Annotated in this window: 29 protein-coding genes and 1 pseudogene; 8 read left to right on the forward strand and 22 right to left on the reverse strand. The window is 34.9% G+C overall.

What is annotated here, in order from left to right; genetic code table 11:
* Nucleotides 1-14: 14 nt before the first annotated feature.
* From I6L50_RS26985 to gcvT, 4 genes are all read right to left on the reverse strand, one after another.
* Nucleotides 15-218: a DUF3929 family protein gene (locus I6L50_RS26985; RefSeq protein ID WP_000262495.1), complete on the reverse strand. Its 204-nt coding sequence runs from the start codon at nt 216-218 to the stop codon at nt 15-17.
* 282 nt (nt 219-500) lie between these two features.
* Complete coding sequence (gcvPB, locus tag I6L50_RS26990; RefSeq protein ID WP_219303530.1) at nt 501-1,976, reverse strand: aminomethyl-transferring glycine dehydrogenase subunit 2; 1,476 nt, start codon at nt 1,974-1,976, stop codon at nt 501-503.
* Nucleotides 1,973-3,316 (reverse strand): aminomethyl-transferring glycine dehydrogenase subunit 1, encoded by a 1,344-nt coding sequence (gene gcvPA, locus I6L50_RS26995; protein ID WP_113935573.1) that lies wholly within the window; start codon nt 3,314-3,316, stop codon nt 1,973-1,975. Before gcvPA ends, gcvPB begins: the two co-directional genes overlap by 4 nt.
* A gap of 20 nt (nt 3,317-3,336) precedes the next feature.
* On the reverse strand, nt 3,337-4,437 hold the full coding sequence (gcvT, locus tag I6L50_RS27000) for a glycine cleavage system aminomethyltransferase GcvT (protein ID WP_002034013.1): 1,101 nt from the start codon (nt 4,435-4,437) through the stop codon (nt 3,337-3,339).
* A 390-nt stretch (nt 4,438-4,827) separates the two neighbouring features.
* Between gcvT and I6L50_RS27005 the strand changes: the two genes are divergently transcribed.
* Together I6L50_RS27005 and I6L50_RS27010 are read left to right on the forward strand one after the other, a co-directional pair.
* Nucleotides 4,828-6,510 carry a DEAD/DEAH box helicase gene (locus I6L50_RS27005; RefSeq protein WP_002015016.1) on the forward strand — a complete coding sequence of 561 codons (1,683 nt, stop codon included), beginning with the start codon at nt 4,828-4,830 and terminating at the stop codon, nt 6,508-6,510.
* A complete protein-coding gene (locus I6L50_RS27010) occupies nt 6,497-7,291 on the forward strand; it encodes a YqhG family protein (protein ID WP_002088611.1) in 795 nt (264 codons plus the stop codon). The genes I6L50_RS27005 and I6L50_RS27010 overlap by 14 nt, the downstream gene beginning before the upstream one ends.
* A 49-nt stretch (nt 7,292-7,340) precedes the next feature.
* Here I6L50_RS27010 and I6L50_RS35035 read toward each other — a convergent pair whose 3' ends face one another.
* Together I6L50_RS35035 and I6L50_RS27015 are read right to left on the reverse strand one after the other, a co-directional pair.
* The gene (locus tag I6L50_RS35035) at nt 7,341-7,472 is read right to left on the reverse strand and encodes a hypothetical protein (protein ID WP_002088613.1); all 132 of its coding nucleotides are present in this window, start codon (nt 7,470-7,472) and stop codon (nt 7,341-7,343) included.
* A gap of 98 nt (nt 7,473-7,570) precedes the next feature.
* A complete protein-coding gene (locus I6L50_RS27015; protein ID WP_000032698.1) occupies nt 7,571-7,798 on the reverse strand; it encodes a hypothetical protein in 228 nt (75 codons plus the stop codon).
* Nucleotides 7,799-7,870: 72 nt separating this feature from the next.
* Here I6L50_RS27015 and I6L50_RS27020 point away from each other — a divergent pair, with 72 nt between their 5' ends.
* A complete protein-coding gene (locus I6L50_RS27020; protein WP_080019198.1) occupies nt 7,871-7,987 on the forward strand; it encodes a GTP pyrophosphokinase in 117 nt (38 codons plus the stop codon).
* Nucleotides 7,988-8,113: 126 nt separating this feature from the next.
* Nucleotides 8,114-8,746: a VC0807 family protein gene (locus I6L50_RS27025; protein ID WP_219303531.1), complete on the forward strand. Its 633-nt coding sequence runs from the start codon at nt 8,114-8,116 to the stop codon at nt 8,744-8,746.
* Between the two features lie 66 nt (nt 8,747-8,812).
* Here the strand turns inward: I6L50_RS27025 and I6L50_RS27030 are convergent, their stop codons facing one another.
* From I6L50_RS27030 to comGA, 10 genes are all read right to left on the reverse strand, one after another.
* Nucleotides 8,813-9,013: a YqzE family protein gene (locus I6L50_RS27030; RefSeq protein ID WP_002015009.1), complete on the reverse strand. Its 201-nt coding sequence runs from the start codon at nt 9,011-9,013 to the stop codon at nt 8,813-8,815.
* Nucleotides 9,014-9,051: 38 nt separating this feature from the next.
* Nucleotides 9,052-9,549 carry a shikimate kinase gene (locus I6L50_RS27035; protein ID WP_113935577.1) on the reverse strand — a complete coding sequence of 166 codons (498 nt, stop codon included), beginning with the start codon at nt 9,547-9,549 and terminating at the stop codon, nt 9,052-9,054.
* A 121-nt stretch (nt 9,550-9,670) separates the two neighbouring features.
* The gene (locus I6L50_RS27040; protein ID WP_219303532.1) at nt 9,671-10,321 is read right to left on the reverse strand and encodes a 2OG-Fe(II) oxygenase; all 651 of its coding nucleotides are present in this window, start codon (nt 10,319-10,321) and stop codon (nt 9,671-9,673) included.
* 173 nt (nt 10,322-10,494) lie between these two features.
* Nucleotides 10,495-10,866, reverse strand: coding sequence for a competence type IV pilus minor pilin ComGG (gene comGG / locus I6L50_RS27045; RefSeq protein ID WP_219303533.1), 372 nt, complete (start codon nt 10,864-10,866; stop codon nt 10,495-10,497).
* Complete coding sequence (gene comGF, locus I6L50_RS27050) at nt 10,863-11,324, reverse strand: competence type IV pilus minor pilin ComGF (protein WP_219303534.1); 462 nt, start codon at nt 11,322-11,324, stop codon at nt 10,863-10,865. The genes comGG and comGF overlap by 4 nt, the downstream gene beginning before the upstream one ends.
* A complete protein-coding gene (locus I6L50_RS27055; protein WP_219303751.1) occupies nt 11,308-11,604 on the reverse strand; it encodes a type II secretion system protein in 297 nt (98 codons plus the stop codon). Before I6L50_RS27055 ends, comGF begins: the two co-directional genes overlap by 17 nt.
* The gene (comGD, locus tag I6L50_RS27060; protein WP_002165074.1) at nt 11,597-12,052 is read right to left on the reverse strand and encodes a competence type IV pilus minor pilin ComGD; all 456 of its coding nucleotides are present in this window, start codon (nt 12,050-12,052) and stop codon (nt 11,597-11,599) included. Before comGD ends, I6L50_RS27055 begins: the two co-directional genes overlap by 8 nt.
* Nucleotides 12,049-12,348 carry a competence type IV pilus major pilin ComGC gene (gene comGC, locus I6L50_RS27065; protein ID WP_002145747.1) on the reverse strand — a complete coding sequence of 100 codons (300 nt, stop codon included), beginning with the start codon at nt 12,346-12,348 and terminating at the stop codon, nt 12,049-12,051. The genes comGD and comGC overlap by 4 nt, the downstream gene beginning before the upstream one ends.
* A gap of 12 nt (nt 12,349-12,360) precedes the next feature.
* Nucleotides 12,361-13,398, reverse strand: coding sequence for a competence type IV pilus assembly protein ComGB (comGB, locus tag I6L50_RS27070; protein ID WP_307897057.1), 1,038 nt, complete (start codon nt 13,396-13,398; stop codon nt 12,361-12,363).
* Nucleotides 13,385-14,428 (reverse strand): competence type IV pilus ATPase ComGA, encoded by a 1,044-nt coding sequence (gene comGA / locus I6L50_RS27075; protein WP_219303536.1) that lies wholly within the window; start codon nt 14,426-14,428, stop codon nt 13,385-13,387. Before comGA ends, comGB begins: the two co-directional genes overlap by 14 nt.
* 205 nt (nt 14,429-14,633) lie before the next feature.
* On the opposite strand from comGA, the gene I6L50_RS27080 reads away from it, so the two are divergent.
* The 3 genes from I6L50_RS27080 (at nt 14,634) to I6L50_RS27090 (ending at nt 17,203) form a co-directional block, all read left to right on the forward strand.
* On the forward strand, nt 14,634-15,329 hold the full coding sequence (locus tag I6L50_RS27080; protein ID WP_219303537.1) for a helix-turn-helix transcriptional regulator: 696 nt from the start codon (nt 14,634-14,636) through the stop codon (nt 15,327-15,329).
* A gap of 129 nt (nt 15,330-15,458) precedes the next feature.
* A complete protein-coding gene (locus I6L50_RS27085) occupies nt 15,459-15,701 on the forward strand; it encodes a DUF2626 domain-containing protein (protein WP_002015110.1) in 243 nt (80 codons plus the stop codon).
* 107 nt (nt 15,702-15,808) lie between these two features.
* Nucleotides 15,809-17,203, forward strand: a complete 1,395-nt coding sequence (locus I6L50_RS27090) for an L-cystine transporter (RefSeq protein WP_219303538.1) — start codon at nt 15,809-15,811, stop codon at nt 17,201-17,203.
* Nucleotides 17,204-17,283: 80 nt separating this feature from the next.
* Here the strand turns inward: I6L50_RS27090 and I6L50_RS27095 are convergent, their stop codons facing one another.
* Both I6L50_RS27095 and I6L50_RS27100 read right to left on the reverse strand, forming a co-directional pair.
* Entirely contained in the window at nt 17,284-17,676 is a 393-nt protein-coding gene (locus I6L50_RS27095; RefSeq protein WP_219303539.1) for a hypothetical protein, read from the reverse strand.
* An 87-nt stretch (nt 17,677-17,763) separates the two neighbouring features.
* Nucleotides 17,764-17,979 (reverse strand): DUF3912 family protein, encoded by a 216-nt coding sequence (locus tag I6L50_RS27100; protein WP_219303540.1) that lies wholly within the window; start codon nt 17,977-17,979, stop codon nt 17,764-17,766.
* Between the two features lie 252 nt (nt 17,980-18,231).
* Here I6L50_RS27100 and I6L50_RS27105 point away from each other — a divergent pair, with 252 nt between their 5' ends.
* On the forward strand, nt 18,232-18,543 hold the full coding sequence (locus I6L50_RS27105; RefSeq protein ID WP_002129099.1) for a hypothetical protein: 312 nt from the start codon (nt 18,232-18,234) through the stop codon (nt 18,541-18,543).
* Between the two features lie 35 nt (nt 18,544-18,578).
* Here I6L50_RS27105 and I6L50_RS27110 read toward each other — a convergent pair whose 3' ends face one another.
* The 4 genes and pseudogenes from I6L50_RS27110 to I6L50_RS27125 all read right to left on the reverse strand — a co-directional run bounded on the left by I6L50_RS27110 (nt 18,579) and on the right by I6L50_RS27125 (nt 21,197).
* Nucleotides 18,579-19,067, reverse strand: coding sequence for a hypothetical protein (locus I6L50_RS27110; protein ID WP_002015119.1), 489 nt, complete (start codon nt 19,065-19,067; stop codon nt 18,579-18,581).
* Nucleotides 19,068-19,175: 108 nt separating this feature from the next.
* Nucleotides 19,176-19,555, reverse strand: a pseudogene (locus I6L50_RS27115) (nucleoside 2-deoxyribosyltransferase).
* Between the two features lie 97 nt (nt 19,556-19,652).
* Nucleotides 19,653-19,895, reverse strand: a complete 243-nt coding sequence (locus I6L50_RS27120; protein ID WP_085960924.1) for a DUF3966 domain-containing protein — start codon at nt 19,893-19,895, stop codon at nt 19,653-19,655.
* Between the two features lie 243 nt (nt 19,896-20,138).
* The gene (locus I6L50_RS27125) at nt 20,139-21,197 is read right to left on the reverse strand and encodes an undecaprenyldiphospho-muramoylpentapeptide beta-N-acetylglucosaminyltransferase (protein WP_219303541.1); all 1,059 of its coding nucleotides are present in this window, start codon (nt 21,195-21,197) and stop codon (nt 20,139-20,141) included.

Consider the following 21,197-nt stretch of genomic DNA (forward strand, 5'->3'; position numbering starts at 1 on the left):
GATATGACTCAAGGTTAACTTTCTGTTATGTAATCAAGTTCTACCTTTACAATGTCCTCACACGCTATTGAAATGATTGTTCCTTGTTTATCAATCGCTGTCACTTCTCTATTATCCATTACACGGTGCGCTACTCTTTCTAACACTTTCCCTTGGTCTCGGTAACAAAATTCTTTTACATCTTTAATTGTTTCTCCATTTTCTAAATGGTATACCATTCTATAACATCGATATCCCACACTTCCACCCCCGTCTTGCTCGTTTTTTCACATATACATAAAAATGAGTAATTTCTACCTCATCACATCTTCTTAATTTCAATAAAATTCTAACAAAAATAAATACTTTTATCAAACCGACTTTTTCAACAAAATCACCTATAAAACCGCATCTTTACAGCAATATGAAACAAAAAATATAAATTTTCAACATTTTTTCATTCTAGCCACACCAATTTTGCAAAAAAAAGAACCCGCATATAGCGAGTTCTTTTTTTCCAATCACACTTGTACAGGTGCTAGCTTTTCATAACGTAAAACTGGTTTACGAGCAGCCAATGTTTCATCTAAACGTTTTATTACTGTTGTATGTGGTGCTTCTTGTACAACTTCTGGATTTTCTTCTACCTCTTTAGCAATTTGAATCATCTTATCAATGAAACCATCTAATGTTTCTTTTGATTCTGTTTCTGTTGGCTCAATCATAATACATTCTTCCACATTTAATGGGAAGTAAATTGTTGGTGGATGGTAACCGAAATCAAGCAGACGTTTTGCAATATCTAATGTACGTACACCAAGTTTCTTTTGACGACGACCTGATAATACAAATTCATGCTTGCAATGTCTATCGAACGGAAGATCATAGAATGGTGCTAATCTTCTCATCATATAGTTCGCATTTAATACAGCATACTCAGTTACTGCACGCAAGCCATCTGGGCCCATAGAACGAATATATGTGTATGCACGAACGTTAATTCCGAAGTTACCATAGAATGGTTTCACACGCCCAATTGCTTCTGGACGATCATAGTTGAAATGATAGCCACTTTCTGTTTTCTCCAAAATCGGTTTTGGTAAGTACGGAATTAAATCAGCTTTCACACCTACTGGACCAGAACCTGGACCACCGCCGCCATGCGGACCTGTAAATGTTTTATGAAGGTTTAAATGAACAACGTCAAATCCCATATCTCCTGGGCGCGCTTGGCTTAATACCGCATTTAAGTTTGCACCATCATAGTATAATTTACCGCCTGCGTTATGGACGATTTCTGCCATTTCTAAAATATTTTCTTCGAATAGGCCTAATGTATTTGGATTTGTTAACATAAGTGCTGCTGTTTCTTCGTTTACAACACGTTTTAAATCATCTAAGTCAACAAGACCATGTTCATTTGATTTCACCGTAATTGTTTCAAAACCAGCTACTGTTGCAGACGCCGGGTTTGTTCCGTGAGCAGAGTCAGGAACAATTACTTTCGTACGGTTAAAGTCACCGTTCGCTTCATGATATGCACGAATCAACATTAATCCTGTCCATTCTCCGTGTGCACCAGCTGCTGGTTGTAACGTAACAGTATCCATACCTGTAATTTCAATTAAATGTTCTTGTAAGTCATACATTAATTCCATTGCACCTTGCACTGTCTTTTCATCTTGAAGTGGATGAATATTTGCAAATCCTGCGAAACGAGCTACGTTTTCATTAATTTTAGGATTATACTTCATCGTACAAGACCCAAGTGGATAGAATCCTGAATCCACACCGTGGTTACGGTTTGAAAGCGCTGTGTAATGGCGCATAATATCAAGTTCAGATACTTCTGGAAGCTCTGCATCTTCTACTCGAATATAATCACTCTCAAACACATCTTCTAATTTTACTTCTTCTACATCTAATTTGGGTAAGCTATATCCTACGCGTCCTTCTTTAGTCACTTCAAAAATAAGTGCTTGGTCTTGGTTCTTCATTGGATAGCCCCCATTTCGTTTACAAGTGTGTCAATTTCCTCTTTTGTACGAAGCTCTGTTACTGCTACAAGCATATGATTTTCATGCTCTTTATAATCACGGCCTAGGTCGTAACCACCGATAATATTCTTTTGTATTAATACATCATTTATTTCTTTAACTGGACGTTTGCAATCTACCACAAATTCATTAAAGAATGGTCCAGCGAACGTTACAGTGAAGCCTTTCGCTTCGAATTGACGTTTTGCATATTGTGCTTTAGAAATGTTTTGACGTGCCATTTCTTTTACACCTTGTTTGCCAAGTGCCGTCATTGCAACAGAAGCTGCTAATGCATTTAACGCTTGGTTTGAACAAATGTTAGACGTCGCTTTATCACGGCGAATATGCTGTTCACGTGCTTGTAACGTTAATACAAATCCACGTTTACCATCTGAATCTACAGTTTGTCCGACAAGACGTCCTGGAATTTTACGCATAAATGCTTTCGTTGTTGCAAAGTAACCACAGTGCGGTCCACCAAACTGCGTTGGGATACCGAATGGTTGTGCATCACCGATTACAACATCAGCACCGAATTTTCCTGGCGGTGTTAATGCGCCTAATGATAATGGATTTGAAGAAACGATAAATAATGATTTTTGTTGATGAACGATTTTTTCGATATCAGCTAACTTTTCCACTTGTCCGAAGAAGTTTGGATATTGAACGATTACACAAGCAACTGTATCATCTACTTCACTTTGTAATACTTCTAAATCTGTTACACCGTTTTTATGATCAATTTCAACAACTTCAAGATTTTGACCTTTTGCATATGTTTCAAGTACCGCTCTTGATTCTGGATGAACTGCCTTAGATACAAGAATTTTCTTTTTGCGAGTATGACCAGCTGCTAGCATTGCCGCTTCAGCTAAAGCTGTACCTCCGTCATACATAGAAGAGTTTGCTACATCCATTCCTGTCAATTCACAAATCATTGTTTGGAATTCAAAAATTGCTTGTAATTCCCCTTGTGAAATTTCTGGTTGGTATGGTGTGTAAGCTGTATAAAACTCTGAACGAGAAATAACATGATCAACAATTACTGGAGCGTAATGATCGTATACACCTGCTCCTAAGAAAGAAGCATATTCTTTTAAATTAGCATTTTTACTAGCCATTTGAGATAACTCTTTTAAAAGCTCTGGCTCTGATTTTGCTTCTTTAATTTTTAAATCCCCTTTAAAACGAACACTCTCTGGAATATCAGAGAATAATTCGTCGATCGTTTGAACGCCGATCGTTTGTAACATTTCTTTTTTGTCTTCTTCTGTCATTGGAAGATAACGATGCAACATGAAATCTACCCCTCTCCCCGTTACTTTGAACGTTTATAAAATGGTGTTGGAACAACTACTGCTTTGACGCGTTTATTACGAATTTCAATTTCTACTTCTGTATCAACTGCTGCGTATTTTACATCAATTAGTGCTAAACCAATGCTTTTCTTTAACGTTGGAGATTGTGTACCACTCGTTACTTCCCCGATTTTTTCTTCTCCTATAAATACAGGGTAATGCGTACGAGGAATACCGCGTTCGATTACTTCGATGCCGACTAATTTACGAGATGCACCGTTTTCTTTTTGCTCTTTTAACGTTTCTTTTCCAAAGAAATCTGCTTCTTTATTTGGTTTTACCGCAAAGCCAATTCCCGCTTCAATCGGTGTAATATCTTTTGATAACTCTTGTCCGTATAACGGAAGTGTTGCTTCGAAGCGAAGTGTATCACGAGCACCTAAGCCACATGGTTTTAAGCCCTCTTCTGCTCCCACTTCAAGAAGTTTCTCCCAAAGTTTTGCTGCATCTTCACTCTTACAGTAAATTTCGAATCCATCTTCACCTGTGTAACCTGTACGAGATACAAGTGCAGGAATTCCATCTACAAGAATATTATTTTTAAATTTAAAGAACTTAATTTCTTTCAAATCTTCTGACACAACTTTTTGTAAAATGCCTTCTGCTTTTGGTCCTTGAATTGCAAGCTGCGCAACTTCACTAGAAACATTGACTACTTTCGCATCGCCAATTACATGGCTAGCTAACCATTCGTAATCTTTCTCGATATTTGACGCATTGATTACTAATAAATAGTCTTCTTCACCACGTTTGTAGATTAATAAATCATCTACTGTGCCACCATTTTCATAGCACATAGCTGTATATTGTGCGCCCCCTACCTTTAAGGTAGATACGTCATTTGTAACAACACGTTGTAAAAATGCTAAACTATCTACACCTTTTACCTCTACTTCTCCCATATGAGATACATCGAACAAACCTGCTCCTGTACGTACAGCTTCATGTTCCTCTTTAATGCTTGAAAATTGAACTGGTAATTCCCAACCACCGAAGTCGACTGTTTTCCCACCATACTTCGCGTATACATCAAATAACGGTGTACGTTGTAATGTAATCATGCTCTTTCCCCCTTATGCTCTGACAAATCAATAAAAGTTGCTTCCCATATCTAAACATTTTCATTCTGAAAAGATAGGATATACGGAATCTCACTATATTTTTTTATGAAAGCGTAAATAAAAAAGTGCTTTCTTGGATAAAATACGAAAGATTCCACACATTTCACACCATTATCCTAACATCATTCGCTATATTTCATCAATATTCTAGCATAAAAAATAATTTAGAATTTTTTATTCTTAATCCTATTAAATACAACTTTTAAGATTTAGACCTTTATCGTTGTCTATTCTTTAACTTTTAGTAATTGTGATAGCGCCTTATTACAAGGCTTATAATAAAGATTTTTTTAATAATCACTTTAGTTTATAAAAGGTGGGAGAGTCTTAATGAATGTCGATATTTCCGTAGATCGAACGTGGCAAAATAATTTTTTAAAAAGAATTGATGAAGATGGCCCTTGGACAAATTGGGATTTATATCATTTAGCTTATAAAACAGAGAAATCGTTACTCGTCCCTACTTTTGATGGATTGCAAGCACCGAAACATTTATCACATTTCACGCCGCTTCCACATCAATTAGAGGTCGCTCAAAATGTCATTGAACAAATGAATGGTAAAGCGATTCTAGCAGACGAAGTCGGACTTGGAAAAACGATTGAAGCTGGACTTATTTTAAAAGAATATATGGTTCGAGGTCTTGTAAAAAAGGTACTCATTCTCGTTCCAGCTTCTCTCGTATCTCAGTGGGCGTATGAACTAAACACAAAATTTTTTATTCCTGCGGTCGCTCAAAAGAAAAGTTATTCTTGGGAACAAGCTGATGTCATCGTTTCATCAATCGATACTGCGAAACGTTCACCGCATCGCGATATCGTTTTAAACCTGGAGTATGACCTTATTATTATCGATGAAGCACATAAACTAAAAAATAATAAAACAAAAAACTATGAATTTGCACAGCGATTAAAAAAGAAGTTTTGTTTATTACTAACTGCAACTCCTGTTCAAAATAAAATCGATGAAATCTTCAACCTCGTTTCTTTATTAAAACCAGGTCATTTAGGCAATCAATCTAATTTTGAAGAATATTACGCTTCTAAAAATCGTTCCACTGAATCCGATGAAGATTTAAAAGCTCTTATCAATAAAGTAATGGTTCGAAATAGACGCAATAACACTGGCATTGATTGGCCGAAGAGGCATGTACGAACAATCTTCGTTGAATTCAATGAAGAAGAACAAGCTTTGTATAATGAAATTGAAAATTGGCGTGGACAAGATGCCGTCACATCTGCTTTCTCATCCTTAACTTTAAAACGGGAAGCATGTAGTAGTCGTGAAGCTGTTTACTATTCATTAAAAAAACATGTAGAAAAAAGACAGAAAGAAAATGAGCACTACATAAAGGACCCACATATTGATGTGCTGATGGACAAAATTAATCATATTCCGTTCAACTCCAAAGCAAATAAAGCACTAGAGCTTATAAAAGAAGTTGACGATAAAGTCATTATCTTCACTGAATATAGAGCTTCACAAATGTATTTACAATGGTTCTTACAACAACATGGCATTTCCTCTGTTCCATTTCGCGGTGGATTTAAGCGCGGGAAGAAAGATTGGATGAAGGAGCTTTTCCAAAATCATGCCCAAGTATTAATTGCGACCGAAGCTGGTGGTGAAGGAATTAACTTACAATTTTGTAGCCATATGATTAATTACGACTTACCGTGGAATCCAATGCGACTCGAGCAAAGGATTGGACGTATTCACCGTCTTGGACAAAAAAATGATGTTCACATTTATAACTTAGCAACAAAGCACACTGTTGAAGAGCACATTTTAAAACTACTATATGAAAAAATTAATTTATTTGAACGTGTAATCGGTGAACTCGATGAAATTTTAACGAGAATCAACATGAAAAATATTGATGCGCATATTCAAGAAATTTTCGCGCAGTCAAAAAGCGAAGGTGAAATTCGAATCAAGATGGAAAATTTAACATCTATTATCGATTTTGCGAAGCGCAATGAAGCAGAGGTGCAAGACTATGCAGCAAAATGAAATTCATAATTACTTATATAACTTTTTTGAGGCGAATAACTGCGAAATTTTAGAACGTTCCCCTCACCTATTAGACGTGCAGTTAACAATTGAAATGGATAAATTATTAATGAACCGCCCTTTCTATTGGCACTATCTTGAAAAAACAGGAGGCGTTCCGAACCCGATGCGCCTTACTCTTATTACAAATCCGGAAAACGAAGAAAACGACGGTGAACTTATTCATTACGGTTCACCACGTTTGCATCAAATATTTGAAACAACAAAAGAACTAGGTTCATACATACGTTTATATGAGGAAGTGAAACATAGCGGGGCAACTCATACCCCCCTTCATCCTTGGCTTGGTGTAAATATAAAAGTATCTTATCAATGCGACCGAAAAAAAGACATACTTCATTCCATCGGTATTCATCTTATTTCCGGGACAATGATTGCAAACTTTCATGACACTTTAGCAGAGATCAAACTCACACCGAAAATACCTGACTTTTGTTTTACCCTCTCACCTATCATTAAGCCACAAAGTGGCTTACAACGTATAGAGGATGCTTTAAAAAGTATAATCGCTGAAGATGACCACACGTGGGCAAAAGAAGCGAGAGTGCGTTGGAATCACGATTTAGACCTTTTAAATCGATTTTACGAAGATAGCGATGAACTTCCAGAAAGCTATGAAATTGAAAAGCAAGCATTACAAGAACAATACGAACCACGCATTACAATACAAATTATAAACGGTGGTCTCTTTTATGTTACCGCAAATCATTTTCTATCTTAAAGAAAGCTCCTTCAGATTGAAGGAGCTTCTTTTAAAATATGTTCCCAGCCTATTCTCTATCTTCATTGCGCTCTTGCTGTTTTTTCTCTGTCATACGTTTCTGATATGCACGATCCTTTGCACTTACATGGTTTGCATCAGTTGGAAGATTCTCTTTTGAACGACCAATTCCATTACTCATCTTTTTCGCCTCCTTTTTGCATGTTTCAAAATGCATCTTTATTTTCAGCTAGAGGCACAATCCTTATACAAAAAAATAAGAGCAGCCAGTAGCTGCTCTTACTCATTCACGTATTTTTGAAACATATCATGGATGCCTTGATTTACGAGGTTCGAGATCTGTTCGTCAGATTTATTCGGATAACGATCACGCAATCTGATAGATGCCTTCACCATTAAATTTTCTAATACAGAACGGCCACCTTCTCCATAAATAATTTCAGCATACTTAACAAGTCTTCCATCCTCTAATGTTGCTGGATTATGATTGAAGAAAAATTTACTCATTGTCTCCACCTCTCTCTTTGATAACGTTTACATTTATATAGATTATTTATGTTATTTATTTCACAATATTGTATGCATGTATATTTAATTGGTTTCATTATAAAGCAACATATCAATAGTAAATATGTGATTTTCCGTCCATTTTGTGAACAAACCAAAAATGAAAGCGTTTCCTTTATTATATACTAAAAAAACTTACTACGCTAGGGGCAATTTTTTAATCTACTAATCATCTACTTTTCTTTTTTTTATTAACCTTATACAATTTTCAGAAATTATATTATAAAATATATGTATGACTTAAGGAGGCCATGTATGAATCAAAATAAAAAAGCTATATTAGATCTTGTCTTTTATCTCGTATTCCCATTCCTCATTTGGAAATTTGCAAAACCTTATATCGATCCTTATTACGCAATGTTAATTTCCTCTGTTCCGGGGATTATTTATACACTGTATACCTTTAAAAAAGAAAAACAGCTTAACGTTACAGGGTTCTTTATTTTAATTACACTTATTTCTAATACAGCGGTAGACTTAATATCTGGGTCGGCTGAACGAATGCTATGGAATGATGCATATTATCATATCGTACTTGGCTGCATCGTTATATGTACAATCTTTATAAAAAAACCACTCATGTTATATTTCGCAGCTGATATCGCAGCACTGCAAGGTCATGATCGTGATAAAAGCCGTGAGCTTTATCATGATAGTCGTATATATCCAGCACTGCAATATTTAACACTATTTTTCGGCCTTCAATTTATATTAAAAAGCTTCTTGAAAATCTATTTCATCTCTGTTTTCGGTGTAGATGGATATGGTGAAATGAGAGCTATTATGACCGCTGTTGGCTGGGGGATTTCTATTTGTATCGGAATTGGATTTGTATGGGTAAACAATAAAATACATGCGGTTACTGAGGAAAAAGAGTCTGTGCAATAAACAAAAATCCCCTAGCATCTTGTTATACTAGGGGATTTTTGTTTTGCTAAACATATTACGAAAAAGTTAGCTTGATTTTTTTCTTTTATTTTTTACATTTCGATAAAACAAAGCAGCGCTCAGTGGCATAACACCAAACCATTTATTTAAGAATGGCTCTTTCTCCGCACGACGTTGTTGTTTCTGTTGTTTTCGATCCTCTTTTGGAGCATCCATATATGACACAAATTGCTGTGTCACAAAGCGTACATAATCATTAGTAGACATATTATCATCACCTCTACTTGATTAGTATGTCCACTTTTTTATTCATTAATCTTTTGCTTTAATTCATTCATAATTTGTTTTACCGATTTATTCGTCGTATCGATATGAATATGAGCCTCTTCATAATGAGCTCGGCGCGATTCAAATTTCATCACAAATGCATCTATATCTTTCTTCTGAAATAGTGGACGTGTCGTATCTTCACGAAGCCTTTCTGCAATTACATGTGGATCACAATATAAATACACGACAGTTCCATTTTCCTTCATCCACTTTCGATTTTCCGCTCGTTCAATAATCCCTCCACCAGTTGTAATAATTACATTCTGAACCGGTAGTGAACGTAACATTTCACTTTCATATTCGCGAAAAGCCATTTCGCCTTCTTCTGCAAAAATATACCGAATCGCTTTCTCTTTCTGCTCTTCGATTTTTTGATCTGTATCTACAACTTCCATATGGAGTTCTTTACTTAAAGCTTTTCCAATTGTTGTTTTCCCAGCTCCCATATAGCCGGTTATGTATATAGATTTCATTTTCGTTCCTCTCAATCATCCGTTATTATTTGTTATTATAACGAAAGATGTTACTTTATTTAATAAAAAAAACGTTTTGTTCTTCTTGTAAAATGAAGAACAAAACGTAACATACTCGCTTTTACTTATAAGTACCTCTTCTCACCCACTGCGTTGCAATCCATTTCTCACCTTTCGTTACAGGTGCTCCTCCATGTAACGTAAGCTCATTTAGTGATTGATCTTGATAAAAGTACTCAAAGTATACTGCCATTCCCTTTCTAGGGTGTACAGAAAGATTTAATTTCGGAAAGAATGTTTCTCCGCCTTCTTCTACATCATTTAAGTACATCACAAGAGTACTTATACGATTATTAGCAGCTGATCTACTATGTTCCGCAAAATAATCATAGTGCGCTTTATATTCTTGATCTACTTCATAATTTAAAATGTGCAATCCTTCTCCATGCGCTACAGGAACATTCGTGATAGATGAAATTCGTTTTTCAATCTTCGAAGTTAGTTCATTCTCTTCCAAAAATGCACCGCTACTCGTTCGAATATCATTTACATCACGTGATGAACCAACTTTAGAACGTTTCATCTTACTTTTAGACAATTCAATTAATTTGTCGCACTCTTCATCACTTAATACATTTGCTAATACGACAATAAGAGGTTCTTCGAATTTTGAAATAATTTGTATTTCCCTATCCTCTGTCATAATCGTATTTCCTTTATGATCAAAAATAGTTTGTTCCTTATTTTCACCTATTTGATTGTTGTTTGTCATTTCCTTATCTCCCTAGAAAAAAATGATTGGATAGCATGAATATATCATATTCTTTCTACCTTTCTCTTTTTTGAGAAAATTTAAACTTTTGACCATCGTTTTATCCCTTCCCTCACAGAAATTAACTCACTCCACAATAGGAATTAGTGGTTCTCTCCCACGTATTTTACACACTATCCTTCTACCCAATCAAATATTTTATTATCCTTTTTCCTATAGTGAAAGCTCACTGTATAGAGAACTCTCTGTTTTGCAACACATTGCAACGAAATGATAATAACATCATTTTCAAAGACGTACTTTCCACTCACTTCTCCTCTTTCATACTGAAATAAAAAAACATCCTCTTTTTCTTTTTGCTGTAACTCTCTTTTTATATCTGAAATAGCTCGATCAACAAGTTCCTCCATGAAAAAACTTTGTTCTATTTCAGAATAAAATTTTTTATCCGAAAGTAACATATTCGTTTCGTACATCAAAAAAGAAATGAATAAAATAAGAAAAATAATTGTTCCTGGCATTGCAAATCCATCTTGTTTTCTCATGTTTCTATCTCAATTTCACTATAGCGCACAGCCACGCCTTCATATATTTCACCACTTATATCTTTCACATATATATATAACAAATGAGGTGTTAATTTATACGAAATCGCTTCAATCCTTTGTAATATAAATTCCCTTCCACGCATATTTACTTTTCTTATTAAATTACTATTCAACTTTTCATACGTCACCTGATCACCATTACGAAGTTGGAAGCGTAAAATATTCCCACCGTTTTCTAGTGCTATCTTCCTCCCACTTAATACTTCACGAAACTCTAATTGCATTTGTCCTAAAAACACATCCCACTCCCAGTCATTTAATCCTTTTGAATGTGTATTTTCTATCCCCATAATATGAAGACGCGGTAAAAGTAAAAAGAACATTGATAAAAGTAACAAACATGCAATCATTTCTATTAATATAAATCCCGCTTCTTTTTTATTTTCCCTTTGCATAAAGGCATTGCTCCATCGCTTTTCCTCTCATATCTTTCCACATCGTACAAACTTCATCTCCTCTCCAATATGTGTAATATACAATTCCTTTTATGACTTGCTCTTTTACTCGCTTTTCCTCATTCTCATACTTAAATAAGGCCGCTTCTTTTTTTAATAATATTAATGCTTTATAGCTCATTTTTATATTTTTTCTTTCTTGCATAATTAATAATGTTTGCGGGAGCAATAACGATACCGCCATCATTATTAAACTTAACGCTACAACCATTTCAACCATTACTGATCCTTTTTGACACTTCACGATACGTAAATCTCCCTCTTCCAAGCTGAAATACAATCTCATATTTATACCCTCGATAGGAAAGTAAAATCGTACCACCCCTATTAATATTCCCGCTCGGATTATATGTCATTGGATTTGGAAAGGTATGCAGATCAATTTGGACATCTTTATCATATTCTCCCTTAGCAATTAAAAGGGCTGTCTCCGATTCCGAAATATAATACATATGTTTCTCTTTAAACCAGCGTAGCGTATAATGTTTTTGACGCTTAATCGCTAACTGCTGCATATACAAAATATCATTTGAAAACTGTTTCAAAAACTGCTCAACTTTTTGTTTTTCATGTAATGAAGTAACGTTAAAATGCGTAACAACACTCAGTACAGAAATAGCAAATAAGACAAGTAGCATTTCTAAAAGAGTAAAACCTTTTTGCTTCACGATTTCCCAGCTGATACCGTACCATCATCGGAAATATGGATTGGTTTACCTTTCGGACATTCATCAACAGCAATATATTTTTTAGTTTTTAATTCCTCGATTGTAGGTATTTTATTATTTTCGAGTTGATATGCCTGTATTTGTGCTTCTACAGATTTCACGTAGGCTTCACACCCTTTTTCCTGCACCGAGGATCGCTGCTTAACTACATTTGGAATAATTAATAGTAATAATACAGTTATGACAACCATAACTAATAACATTTCTAAAAGAGTAAAACCCTCCTCATTCTGCATGTAAATGCCCCCCTATATAGAATTCATCATTTGAAACATCGGCATAATCATCGCTAAGTACATCAAAATGACTATAGCCCCAAGACATGTAAATAAAATGGGTTGAATCACAAATAACATACGTTTAATTTTTTGTTCTACCTTTTCAATAATGAGCTCACTGTAATCACCAAGCTCATTTGCTAAATTACCGTTTGCTTGTCCATGCGTAATGATATAAGAAAGTTCTTTCTCGTAATAACCGCTTTTATCAATAATAGATTGTAACGGTTCTCCTGCAATTAATTGCCGCTCGATTCGGGCTGCTTCATACTGAAAGAACAAATAATACTTTTGCTTCATCATTATTGTTAATGCTTCGTGTACCGACAATCCACCGTGTAATAAACCACTTAATTGAGTGGAAAAATAATGCGAATGATTTAAAATAAGAAATGTTTTCATAAGGGGAATACGGATCATAATCTTTACCTTTTGAGTAGGCGGAAGTTTTCGGAAATAAAATATATATAAACTAAATCCCGTTATAACGATAAGAACAATCATATAAATGAAGTAGGGCAATAATTTAATTGCAACTAAAATTTGCTCCGTAAGTGGTGGTGCTGTAGAACGTAAAGAACTATACATCATTTCAAACTGAGGCAATAAAATGAGGTTAAAAACAGAAAGCATAATCATTAAAAAAAATGATAAAAACATAGGATATCGCATTACTTTCATCATATCTTTCCTATATTTATCTTTCTTGTAAAGAAGTACGCTCCCTTGTTGCAAAGCAAAAGAAATGTCACCATGTCGCTCTGCATAAAACAAATAACTTAACACCTCAGAGTGAAACATTAATTGGTGAAAAGAAGCGTGCAAACTTTGTCCATTTTTCAATCCCTCGATCATACGCTGTAACTGTAATTTCTTCCCTAATGGTAGTTGCAACTGCAAAAATTCTAACGCCTGCAAAAGTGAGTAACCTTTCTCTAATAAATCACTTAATCTTTTACATAATAATGCTTGATCACTTAAACTCCATTTTCTCTTAAACATATACATCTTCTTCTAAAAATCCTAAAGCATACCCTTTTCGAACCGACGATTCCAACGTTTTATAGTGATACGTAACATGTTCTCCACTTGCTTCTTTAATCGCTTGTTTTAATTCATATCCATATAACAGTTCATAAATGCTTGCCTGTCTCACTTTCCTCATTGATTTACATAAAGTTGCACACTTCCCTCTGCAAAATGGACATTTTAATTCGACGAGCCGCTGAGCAGCTACTGCTAATAATGATTGTTCAATTTCTTGCCTTGTAATACCATAATCCAGAAATCGTAGTATCGCTCCTTTCGCATCATTTGTATGCAAGGTTGTCATTACTAAATGTCCCGTCAAACTGGCCCTTACAGCTACTTTTGCTGTTTCTTCATCACGAATTTCGCCAACTAAAATAATATCTGGATCATGACGCAAAATAGCCTTTAATCCCGTTTTATATGTGATACCAGCTTTTTCATTTATTTGAATTTGTAATAAACCGTCTTTTCTTTGCTCAACTGGATCTTCCAGTGTAATGATGCGACGTGTTTGCCATTTTCTAGCTACTTCTAATAACGCATACATTGTTGTTGTTTTTCCAGAACCAGTCGGCCCAGTAAATACGAGTAACCCATGCGAATGCTTTAAAAAAGAGAGTAATTTTTCCGCTGAACTTGGAAATAACGAAAGGTGAGACAACGGCTGAGCAGATGCTTGTAAATGGAGGCGAATAACGAGACTTTCTTGATATACTGTTGGAAGTGTTGAAAGGCGTAAATACACTTCTTGTCCATCAATTTGTAAGTACAACGAACCATTTTGAGGCTTTCTCCTCTCTCCTATATCCATTGATGCTAAAAACTTAAAGTGCGAAACAAGCTTTTCTCCAAATTCCTTTCCAATACACCGTTTCGTAATTAAATCTTTCCCTATACGTAATTGAATCGCCACATCCTTTTGCCTGGGCACAATATGTAAGTCTGATACTTGCACCCCACAAGCTTCTTTCATAATCATATTTGCAAAAAGCTCGACACTATTCATCAAGTTTCCCTCCTCACTATGTATATATCATGAAAAAATGCTCAAGAAAAATTAGAGATTTTGTATTTTCACTAAGATAAAAAGGAAAAATATGTTTGTGAAATTATGAACAATTTCTGAACTATTGTCTAAAATTACCTATATAGAAGTTTATCTGTATTATAATGTTAATATCTTGGATAAAGTGATAAAGGTGGAGATCCTCATGGAACAAGCTTTAAAAATTACAGGTGTGTTATCTGACCCTACTCGTTATTACATTTATAAATATATTTCGCAAAAGCATAATTACGTAACTGTACAAGAAATTGCAGATGAGTTTAACATTCATCCAAACGTAGCGCGTTTACATTTATCTAAATTAGAAGATGTTAATATGCTCAAATCAGAAACAAAAAAAACTGGGAAAGGCGGCAGACCAAGCAGACTATACGTCTTGTCTCAAGATGTCATCCAGTTACAATTCCCATTTCGCGATTATCAATTATTAGCACAGATAGCATTTAATTCACTACTAAGCTTAGGTAGCGCCGGTGAAAAAGCGCTATATGAAACAGGAAAACACTTCGGCAAAGAATTAATGCAACAGCATATGCATCGCTTAAATGTAAGTGCAGAAGCATTGACGATAGAACAAAAAATGCAAATCGCAAAAGAAGCATTCTCAACAGCTGGTTTATCTCCTGCTTTTGAAATAAGTACGGATGGCACAAAAATTTTCTATGATGTACACAATTGTCCGTTTAAAGAAGTTGCTGCGCATCATCCAACTGAAATTTGTAACATGCACGAAGATATGATGAAGGGGATTTTTGAAATCCTATTCCCGAACGTGGAATTAACACGAAACGATAGTCTACTAGATGGATGCAAATCTTGTAACTATAAAGTTCAAATTTAGTTTTTCAACTAAGAAGAAGTCAATATTATAATTGGCTTCTTTTTTATATGAATGAATATTTACAATAGTTAGAAAAATAAACTATAATGAAAAGAGGTTTTACTTTTTTTAGAAAAGGAGGGAGATGGCATGGAGCGCATGTTTCGCGTTCTCGGCTTTTGGACTGGAATTTTCTCGGTTATGTTTTACGTAGGGGATATGCATTCGACCGCACTACTATTTTTAGGACAAACAGGATTCTTCGTACTTTTAAGTTATTTAAAATTAACAGAGCGTATGTATATATACGTATTCGGGGCATATTTAACCGTTTTCTTCATCGGATTTACATGGTACACAACATTTTTACTTGTCCCTGGAGCTGGGCATTAAGAGATGGCAAATTGCCATCTTTTTTTTAATCCCGCAATTCCCTAGTTGACTTATAGGTTTTATTACCTTATATTCTATATAACACATTGGAATTAGGGGGAATTAACATGAATACAATGCTTGTCGGAATTAACATCACAGTCATGCTCATTTTAGTTGGCGTATTGTATTATATGCAACGTAAGCATGTATCTTTTAATAAACGTGTATTTACTGCTTTAGGAGTCGGAATTATATTTGGTCTTATATTACAATTTATTTATGAGCCTACTTCTAAAGTAATTATCGAATCAAATACCTGGTTCGGTTTAATTGGTAACGGTTATGTGAAGTTGCTTCAAATGATCGTTATGCCACTTATTTTAGTATCTATTATTTCAGCATTTACAAAATTACAATTAACGAAAAACCTTGGTAAAATTAGTGGTCTTATTATCGGAATTTTAATTCTTACTACAGGAATTGCCGCAGCTGTCGGTATCGCAGCAAGCGCAGGATTTGATGTATCAGCGACAGGATTACAACAAGGTGATGCAGAATCTGCTCGTCTGAAATTAGTAGAAGAAAGATTTACTTCTATTGAAAAGACAACAATTCCAGATAAATTATTAGAATTGTTGCCTACTAATCCGTTTCTTGATTTAACAGGTGCTCGTCCAACATCAACAATTTCTGTTGTAATATTTGCAGCCTTTATCGGGATTGCTTTTATAGGTGTAAAACGAAAATATCCAGAACAAGCAGAGCTATTTAAGAAAATGCTTGATGCTGTATATGCAATCGTAATGCGTATGGTAACATTAATTTTACGTCTTACTCCATACGGCGTATTAGCTCTTATGGCAAAGACAGTTGCTGGTAGCGATATTAACGCTATTTTAAAACTTGGTAACTTCGTGTTAGCATCTTACGTAGCTCTTATCGTAATGTTTATCATTCACTTATTATTAATCGCACTATCTGGTTTAAATCCAATTCAATATTTGAAAAAAGTTTTCCCTGTATTAACATTTGCATTCACATCTCGCTCTAGTGCTGGTGCAATGCCATTAAATATTGAAGCTCAAAAAGAAAAGCTTGGTATTTCTGAAGGAATCGCTAACTTCGCTGCATCCTTTGGGGTATCTATCGGTCAAAACGGTTGCGCAGGTATTTATCCAGCAATGCTTGCTATGATGGTCGCTCCAACCGTAGGAATCGATCCATTACAACCACAATTTATTTTAACTTTAATCGCTGTCGTTGCTATTAGCTCATTCGGTGTTGCCGGCGTTGGTGGCGGTGCAACATTCGCAGCGTTAATCGTACTATCTACAATGAACTTACCAATCGGCATTGTCGCTCTTGTTATCTCAGTTGAACCATTAATCGATATGGGTCGTACAGCTCTTAACGTAAGTGGTTCTATGACAGCTGGTCTTATTTCTAGTAAATGGCTTGGTGAATTAGATCAGGATACGTACAATCAAGATGATGTAAAAACTGGTGAGATTGCTTCATAATAAAAAAGGACGCTAACAATTTATACTGTTAGCGTCTTTTTTATTATGTTCCATCTCTATACATCTTATCTTGAAAGTTATCACTCCAAGTATTCTTCTAGTTGCTCTTTTAACTCCTCCTCAATCTCATAACAAGATTCATCAACAAGTTCCCCTACTTTCTTACTTCCCCAAATACTTAATTGAATTTGCATTCCTAAAAAGATTCTTTCGCATTTCCAAATTGGTATATTGTGAAATCCAATCATCTCTTTTTCTTCATCTAATATAGCTATAGCAACTGATGAACCATACCCCAACTCAAAAGGATGCTCTTTATCTTTAACAAGTCCCATAGATAGTTCCATGTTTTTTTCTATGTATAAATGCGAATACTCTTTATAAAGTTCAAGTGATATCCGTTCTATTTCCTTCTCCATGCATTGAATTTTCTCTTTTAACTCCAATGTAAAATCTCGTTCTTTATACTTCATTTCTATCTCCTTACACATAGAAAAAGAGAATACAATAACATATTCTCTTTTCTCAAATATATTTCATTATCTCACAGCCCGTCCCTTTCACAAATAACCATTTTGCTCGCACCATGTATGAAATTGTCCTACATCTACTCCTACTAACACGATATCCTTTAGCTCTACAGCAATACTTTGTTCCCCAATTACAATAGCAAAATGGGATTCTAATTGTTTTTCATTTTTCTTTACAGTTCCAATTCGGTTCCGATGCGGCCCATCTTTTATATATGCTTTTTGTCCTACAATATCAAAGTTCAAGATTCTCACCTCTTTTACTGCGCTCAAATTGGAAATACAATCTCCACCTCGGAAAATTTCCTTTCATTGCACTATTTCTCTATATATATGACGAAACAATAAAAGAGTCCTTCCTTCTTTACAATTATTTTTTCTTTGTTTCATTTTTATGATTGAAACGTAAAGTTTATAATAAAATACACTTGGAAGCGCTTTCTACGTAATTTTTTATGTTATAATATAAAAGTAGAACTTCGTAAAGAGGGTTAAAAAATGAATACAAACATGATTAACAAAGTAATTGAAGCATTAAAAGTATATGGCTTTCAGGATGTATCATTCTGTGAAGAAACGAAGCAATTTTTATTTCATAACGAAACCGATATTATGAGCGGCTATGCAGAAATAACATATAGTAGTCAATTCGAAAAATTTAACGTACAAATTCATCCAATTGAAACGCATCACCAAGCAGAGTTACAAGAGGTTGAAAGACATATACAAGCTTGCATACGAAAAGTAGAGTATTTAAATGCACTTCTTACTGGACAAACAAAGCTAGATGATAAAATTATTATTATGTAAAAAAAAAGAACGTGAAGCTATCACGTTCTTTTTCATTATACGTTCATTTTCCCCTTCAGCTGTAATCCTGTAACAGATTCTAATACATCCATCGCTTCTTCAAACGTCATATCAAAAATTGTCTTCTCTTCTATATAGGGAAACTGTCTAAAGCGCTTTTCTAACATTTTCACTGCATCCGATGTGAAGTTTGCGCTATCAATGCCAAATTCTGTTTCAAGAAGCACAATCCAATCTAACACATGAAAACCTAATCCATTTACGAATGAAATAAGTTTTTCTTCTGGCTGTGGAGATAAGAATACGTTTCGCTCCAGCTCACTGAAAAGTTCTTCTCCTAAAATTCCTGCTAACTCATCATCATGTTCGCGTTCAATAATCTCTTCATAACCGTAATCATCAACAAGCTCTTCTACTTCTTCACTATCCGCAAAAAGCAATTGACTAAGAATTGCATCTTTCTTAAATTCACTGTTTTGTACAACCTCTAAAAAACTTGTTTCCCATCCATTTTCTAATTTCATATGTATAACTCCTTTATATGCTTTACTTATAATCACTGTGCCCAAAATAGCCTAATGGTAACCTTCACTCTTTTTTTGCAAAAAATATTTCTCGCTGCATTCCCACGTCTAACATTCCACTTTATTCAATATATATGAGACAAGCCCCTCAATTTCTCCTTCGAAAATATCAACTTCTCGTAAATGGTAGAATGTCGTTTGCAACTCATTGCCCTTGTGATATATATATAAATTTTCTTTTCTAAAGCAATTGCCATCCCTAATTCTGTATGACTTCCATTCCCACCCTCTAGTATGAGTAAGAAAACATCAGCTTCTCGTATCGCTTCTTGTTCTTCTTCACCAATCTTTTGCAATTGTTCTCTATTGGTTGCTCTTTCATTTTTCGTCCAATCATATGTATGCTGCCATCCCACTTCTTTCAACTGGCTTGATACGAAACGAACAAGATGTTTATTTTGAAATCCTGAAGCAATATAAAATTTCATTTATATTCACTCCTTAAATATGTATGGGGAAACTCCTTTTTTAGCGTTAATGGGATTTTTTCAAAAAAAATCCCCATCCTTAGAACTTATTTGCGTTTCAATGATGGGGTGCCTCATGATCTTCTTTTATTTTTTGTTTTTTATAACTTTCATCAGCTAACATTTCTAGTTCAGCTGTTATTTCTGATTTTTCAAGCTCTCGTTCTTGTGAAAATTTCCGTGAAATATAAACAATAACACTACCAACGTACAACACAAAGCATATAATAAGTGCAGTATTTTCATAGAGACTTAGCTCCAACACAGTCACTCCTAATCCATTCGTATTTTCACGCTTAATCAATTGGAATTTCCCTATTAACCATTTGTTACCCCGCATTAACGGGCAGTAAGACCCCCACCTCAAAATTCAGCGAAAACAAAGAAGTTAGGTGTGGGATTAACTGCCCGTAAAAGCCCGATTGGTGAGGGCTAATAATCAGTGGGGATGAACCCCCCACTGATCAAAGTTTCACTTTATTGTAACATAAAAATATCAATTCTTGGAATCTTTCATCCTACTAAAAAAGACATGATTGTTTAATCATGCCTCTGAAATATGTTGAATGATAGTTTTAATCGCTTCTTTCCCATTATATTTTTTTAATGCTGTTTTATACGTCTCATTATTATGAGATAGCTCTTCTATATGCTTTATAAGTGAGTTCACCGTTACATCCTCTTCATATAATACCGATGCATACCCTTGTCTTTTAAAGGATTCAGCATTTAAAATTTGATCTCCACGGCTTGCAAATTTCGATAACGGAATTAACACCATCGGCTTTTGCATTGTTAAAAATTCAAAAATCGCGTTGGATCCCGCACGTGAAATAACAAAATCTGTTGCTGCTAATATATCCGGCAACTCTTCATGTACATATTCAAATTGTCTATATCCTTCTTTATTTTGTAAGGATTCATCAAGATTTCCTTTTCCGCAAAGATGCACAATTTTATAATTTTTCAGAAGATCTGGAAGTGCCGATCGAACCGTTTCATTAATTTTCTTTGCGCCTAAACTTCCTCCCATAACAGTAATAACTGATTTCTTCCGGGAAAACCCTAGAAACTTTAAACCTTTTTCAAGATTTCCTCTTAGTACGTCTTCACGTACAGGCGATCCTGTATATATTACTTTTTCTTTCGGTAAATGTTTCGCTGCTTCTTCAAATGTAACAAATATTTTCGAGGCAAAACGGAGCGCAATTTTATTTGCTAGTCCAGGTGTCATATCAGATTCATGTAATAAAACTGGCACCCTATTTAGCCACCCTCCTATTACGACTGGTACGGATACGAAACCACCTTTTGAAAAAATAACATCCGGTTTTAGTTTACGAATTGTTACGTACGCATCCATAACACCCTTCATCACGAGAAAAGGATCTTTTATATTTTTCAAATCAAAATAACGACGTAGCTTCCCGCTTGCAATACTATGGTATGGGATTCCTTCTTTTTCTATAATCGTTTTCTCAATACCTTGATGAGAACCAATATAAGAGATATCCCAGTTCTGCTTTTGTAAATGTGGAATAATTGCTAAATTAGGTGTTACATGCCCGGCCGAACCGCCACCTGTAAAGACTATTTTTTTCAT

The sequence above is a fragment of the Bacillus sp. FDAARGOS_1420 genome (assembly GCF_019344915.1).
Lineage (GTDB): Bacteria > Bacillota > Bacilli > Bacillales > Bacillaceae_G > Bacillus_A > Bacillus_A mycoides.

What these genes read in the sequence shown, in the direction of transcription:
- I6L50_RS27090 (WP_219303538.1), top strand. Translation starts at nt 15,809, where the DNA reads ATGAATACAATGCTTGTCGGAATTAACATCACAGTCATGCTCATTTTA.
- I6L50_RS27095 (WP_219303539.1), bottom strand. Translation starts at nt 17,676, where the DNA reads ATGAAGTATAAAGAACGAGATTTTACATTGGAGTTAAAAGAGAAAATT.
- I6L50_RS27005 (WP_002015016.1), top strand. Translation starts at nt 4,828, where the DNA reads ATGAATGTCGATATTTCCGTAGATCGAACGTGGCAAAATAATTTTTTA.
- I6L50_RS26985 (WP_000262495.1), bottom strand. Translation starts at nt 218, where the DNA reads ATGGTATACCATTTAGAAAATGGAGAAACAATTAAAGATGTAAAAGAA.
- gcvPB (WP_219303530.1), bottom strand. Translation starts at nt 1,976, where the DNA reads ATGAAGAACCAAGACCAAGCACTTATTTTTGAAGTGACTAAAGAAGGA.
- comGB (WP_307897057.1), bottom strand. Translation starts at nt 13,398, where the DNA reads ATGTATATGTTTAAGAGAAAATGGAGTTTAAGTGATCAAGCATTATTA.
- comGC (WP_002145747.1), bottom strand. Translation starts at nt 12,348, where the DNA reads ATGCAGAATGAGGAGGGTTTTACTCTTTTAGAAATGTTATTAGTTATG.
- I6L50_RS27035 (WP_113935577.1), bottom strand. Translation starts at nt 9,549, where the DNA reads ATGAAATCTATATACATAACCGGCTATATGGGAGCTGGGAAAACAACA.
- I6L50_RS27080 (WP_219303537.1), top strand. Translation starts at nt 14,634, where the DNA reads ATGGAACAAGCTTTAAAAATTACAGGTGTGTTATCTGACCCTACTCGT.
- I6L50_RS27025 (WP_219303531.1), top strand. Translation starts at nt 8,114, where the DNA reads ATGAATCAAAATAAAAAAGCTATATTAGATCTTGTCTTTTATCTCGTA.
- I6L50_RS27110 (WP_002015119.1), bottom strand. Translation starts at nt 19,067, where the DNA reads ATGAAATTAGAAAATGGATGGGAAACAAGTTTTTTAGAGGTTGTACAA.
- gcvT (WP_002034013.1), bottom strand. Translation starts at nt 4,437, where the DNA reads ATGATTACATTACAACGTACACCGTTATTTGATGTATACGCGAAGTAT.
- I6L50_RS27015 (WP_000032698.1), bottom strand. Translation starts at nt 7,798, where the DNA reads ATGAGTAAATTTTTCTTCAATCATAATCCAGCAACATTAGAGGATGGA.
- comGG (WP_219303533.1), bottom strand. Translation starts at nt 10,866, where the DNA reads ATGAGAAAACAAGATGGATTTGCAATGCCAGGAACAATTATTTTTCTT.
- I6L50_RS27125 (WP_219303541.1), bottom strand. Translation starts at nt 21,197, where the DNA reads ATGAAAAAAATAGTCTTTACAGGTGGCGGTTCGGCCGGGCATGTAACA.
- I6L50_RS27105 (WP_002129099.1), top strand. Translation starts at nt 18,232, where the DNA reads ATGAATACAAACATGATTAACAAAGTAATTGAAGCATTAAAAGTATAT.
- comGA (WP_219303536.1), bottom strand. Translation starts at nt 14,428, where the DNA reads ATGAATAGTGTCGAGCTTTTTGCAAATATGATTATGAAAGAAGCTTGT.
- I6L50_RS27010 (WP_002088611.1), top strand. Translation starts at nt 6,497, where the DNA reads ATGCAGCAAAATGAAATTCATAATTACTTATATAACTTTTTTGAGGCG.
- I6L50_RS27030 (WP_002015009.1), bottom strand. Translation starts at nt 9,013, where the DNA reads ATGTCTACTAATGATTATGTACGCTTTGTGACACAGCAATTTGTGTCA.
- comGF (WP_219303534.1), bottom strand. Translation starts at nt 11,324, where the DNA reads ATGCAAAGGGAAAATAAAAAAGAAGCGGGATTTATATTAATAGAAATG.
- I6L50_RS27085 (WP_002015110.1), top strand. Translation starts at nt 15,459, where the DNA reads ATGGAGCGCATGTTTCGCGTTCTCGGCTTTTGGACTGGAATTTTCTCG.
- I6L50_RS27020 (WP_080019198.1), top strand. Translation starts at nt 7,871, where the DNA reads ATGCATGTATATTTAATTGGTTTCATTATAAAGCAACATATCAATAGT.
- gcvPA (WP_113935573.1), bottom strand. Translation starts at nt 3,316, where the DNA reads ATGTTGCATCGTTATCTTCCAATGACAGAAGAAGACAAAAAAGAAATG.
- I6L50_RS35035 (WP_002088613.1), bottom strand. Translation starts at nt 7,472, where the DNA reads ATGAGTAATGGAATTGGTCGTTCAAAAGAGAATCTTCCAACTGATGCA.
- I6L50_RS27040 (WP_219303532.1), bottom strand. Translation starts at nt 10,321, where the DNA reads ATGACAAACAACAATCAAATAGGTGAAAATAAGGAACAAACTATTTTT.
- I6L50_RS27055 (WP_219303751.1), bottom strand. Translation starts at nt 11,604, where the DNA reads ATGGTTGAAATGGTTGTAGCGTTAAGTTTAATAATGATGGCGGTATCG.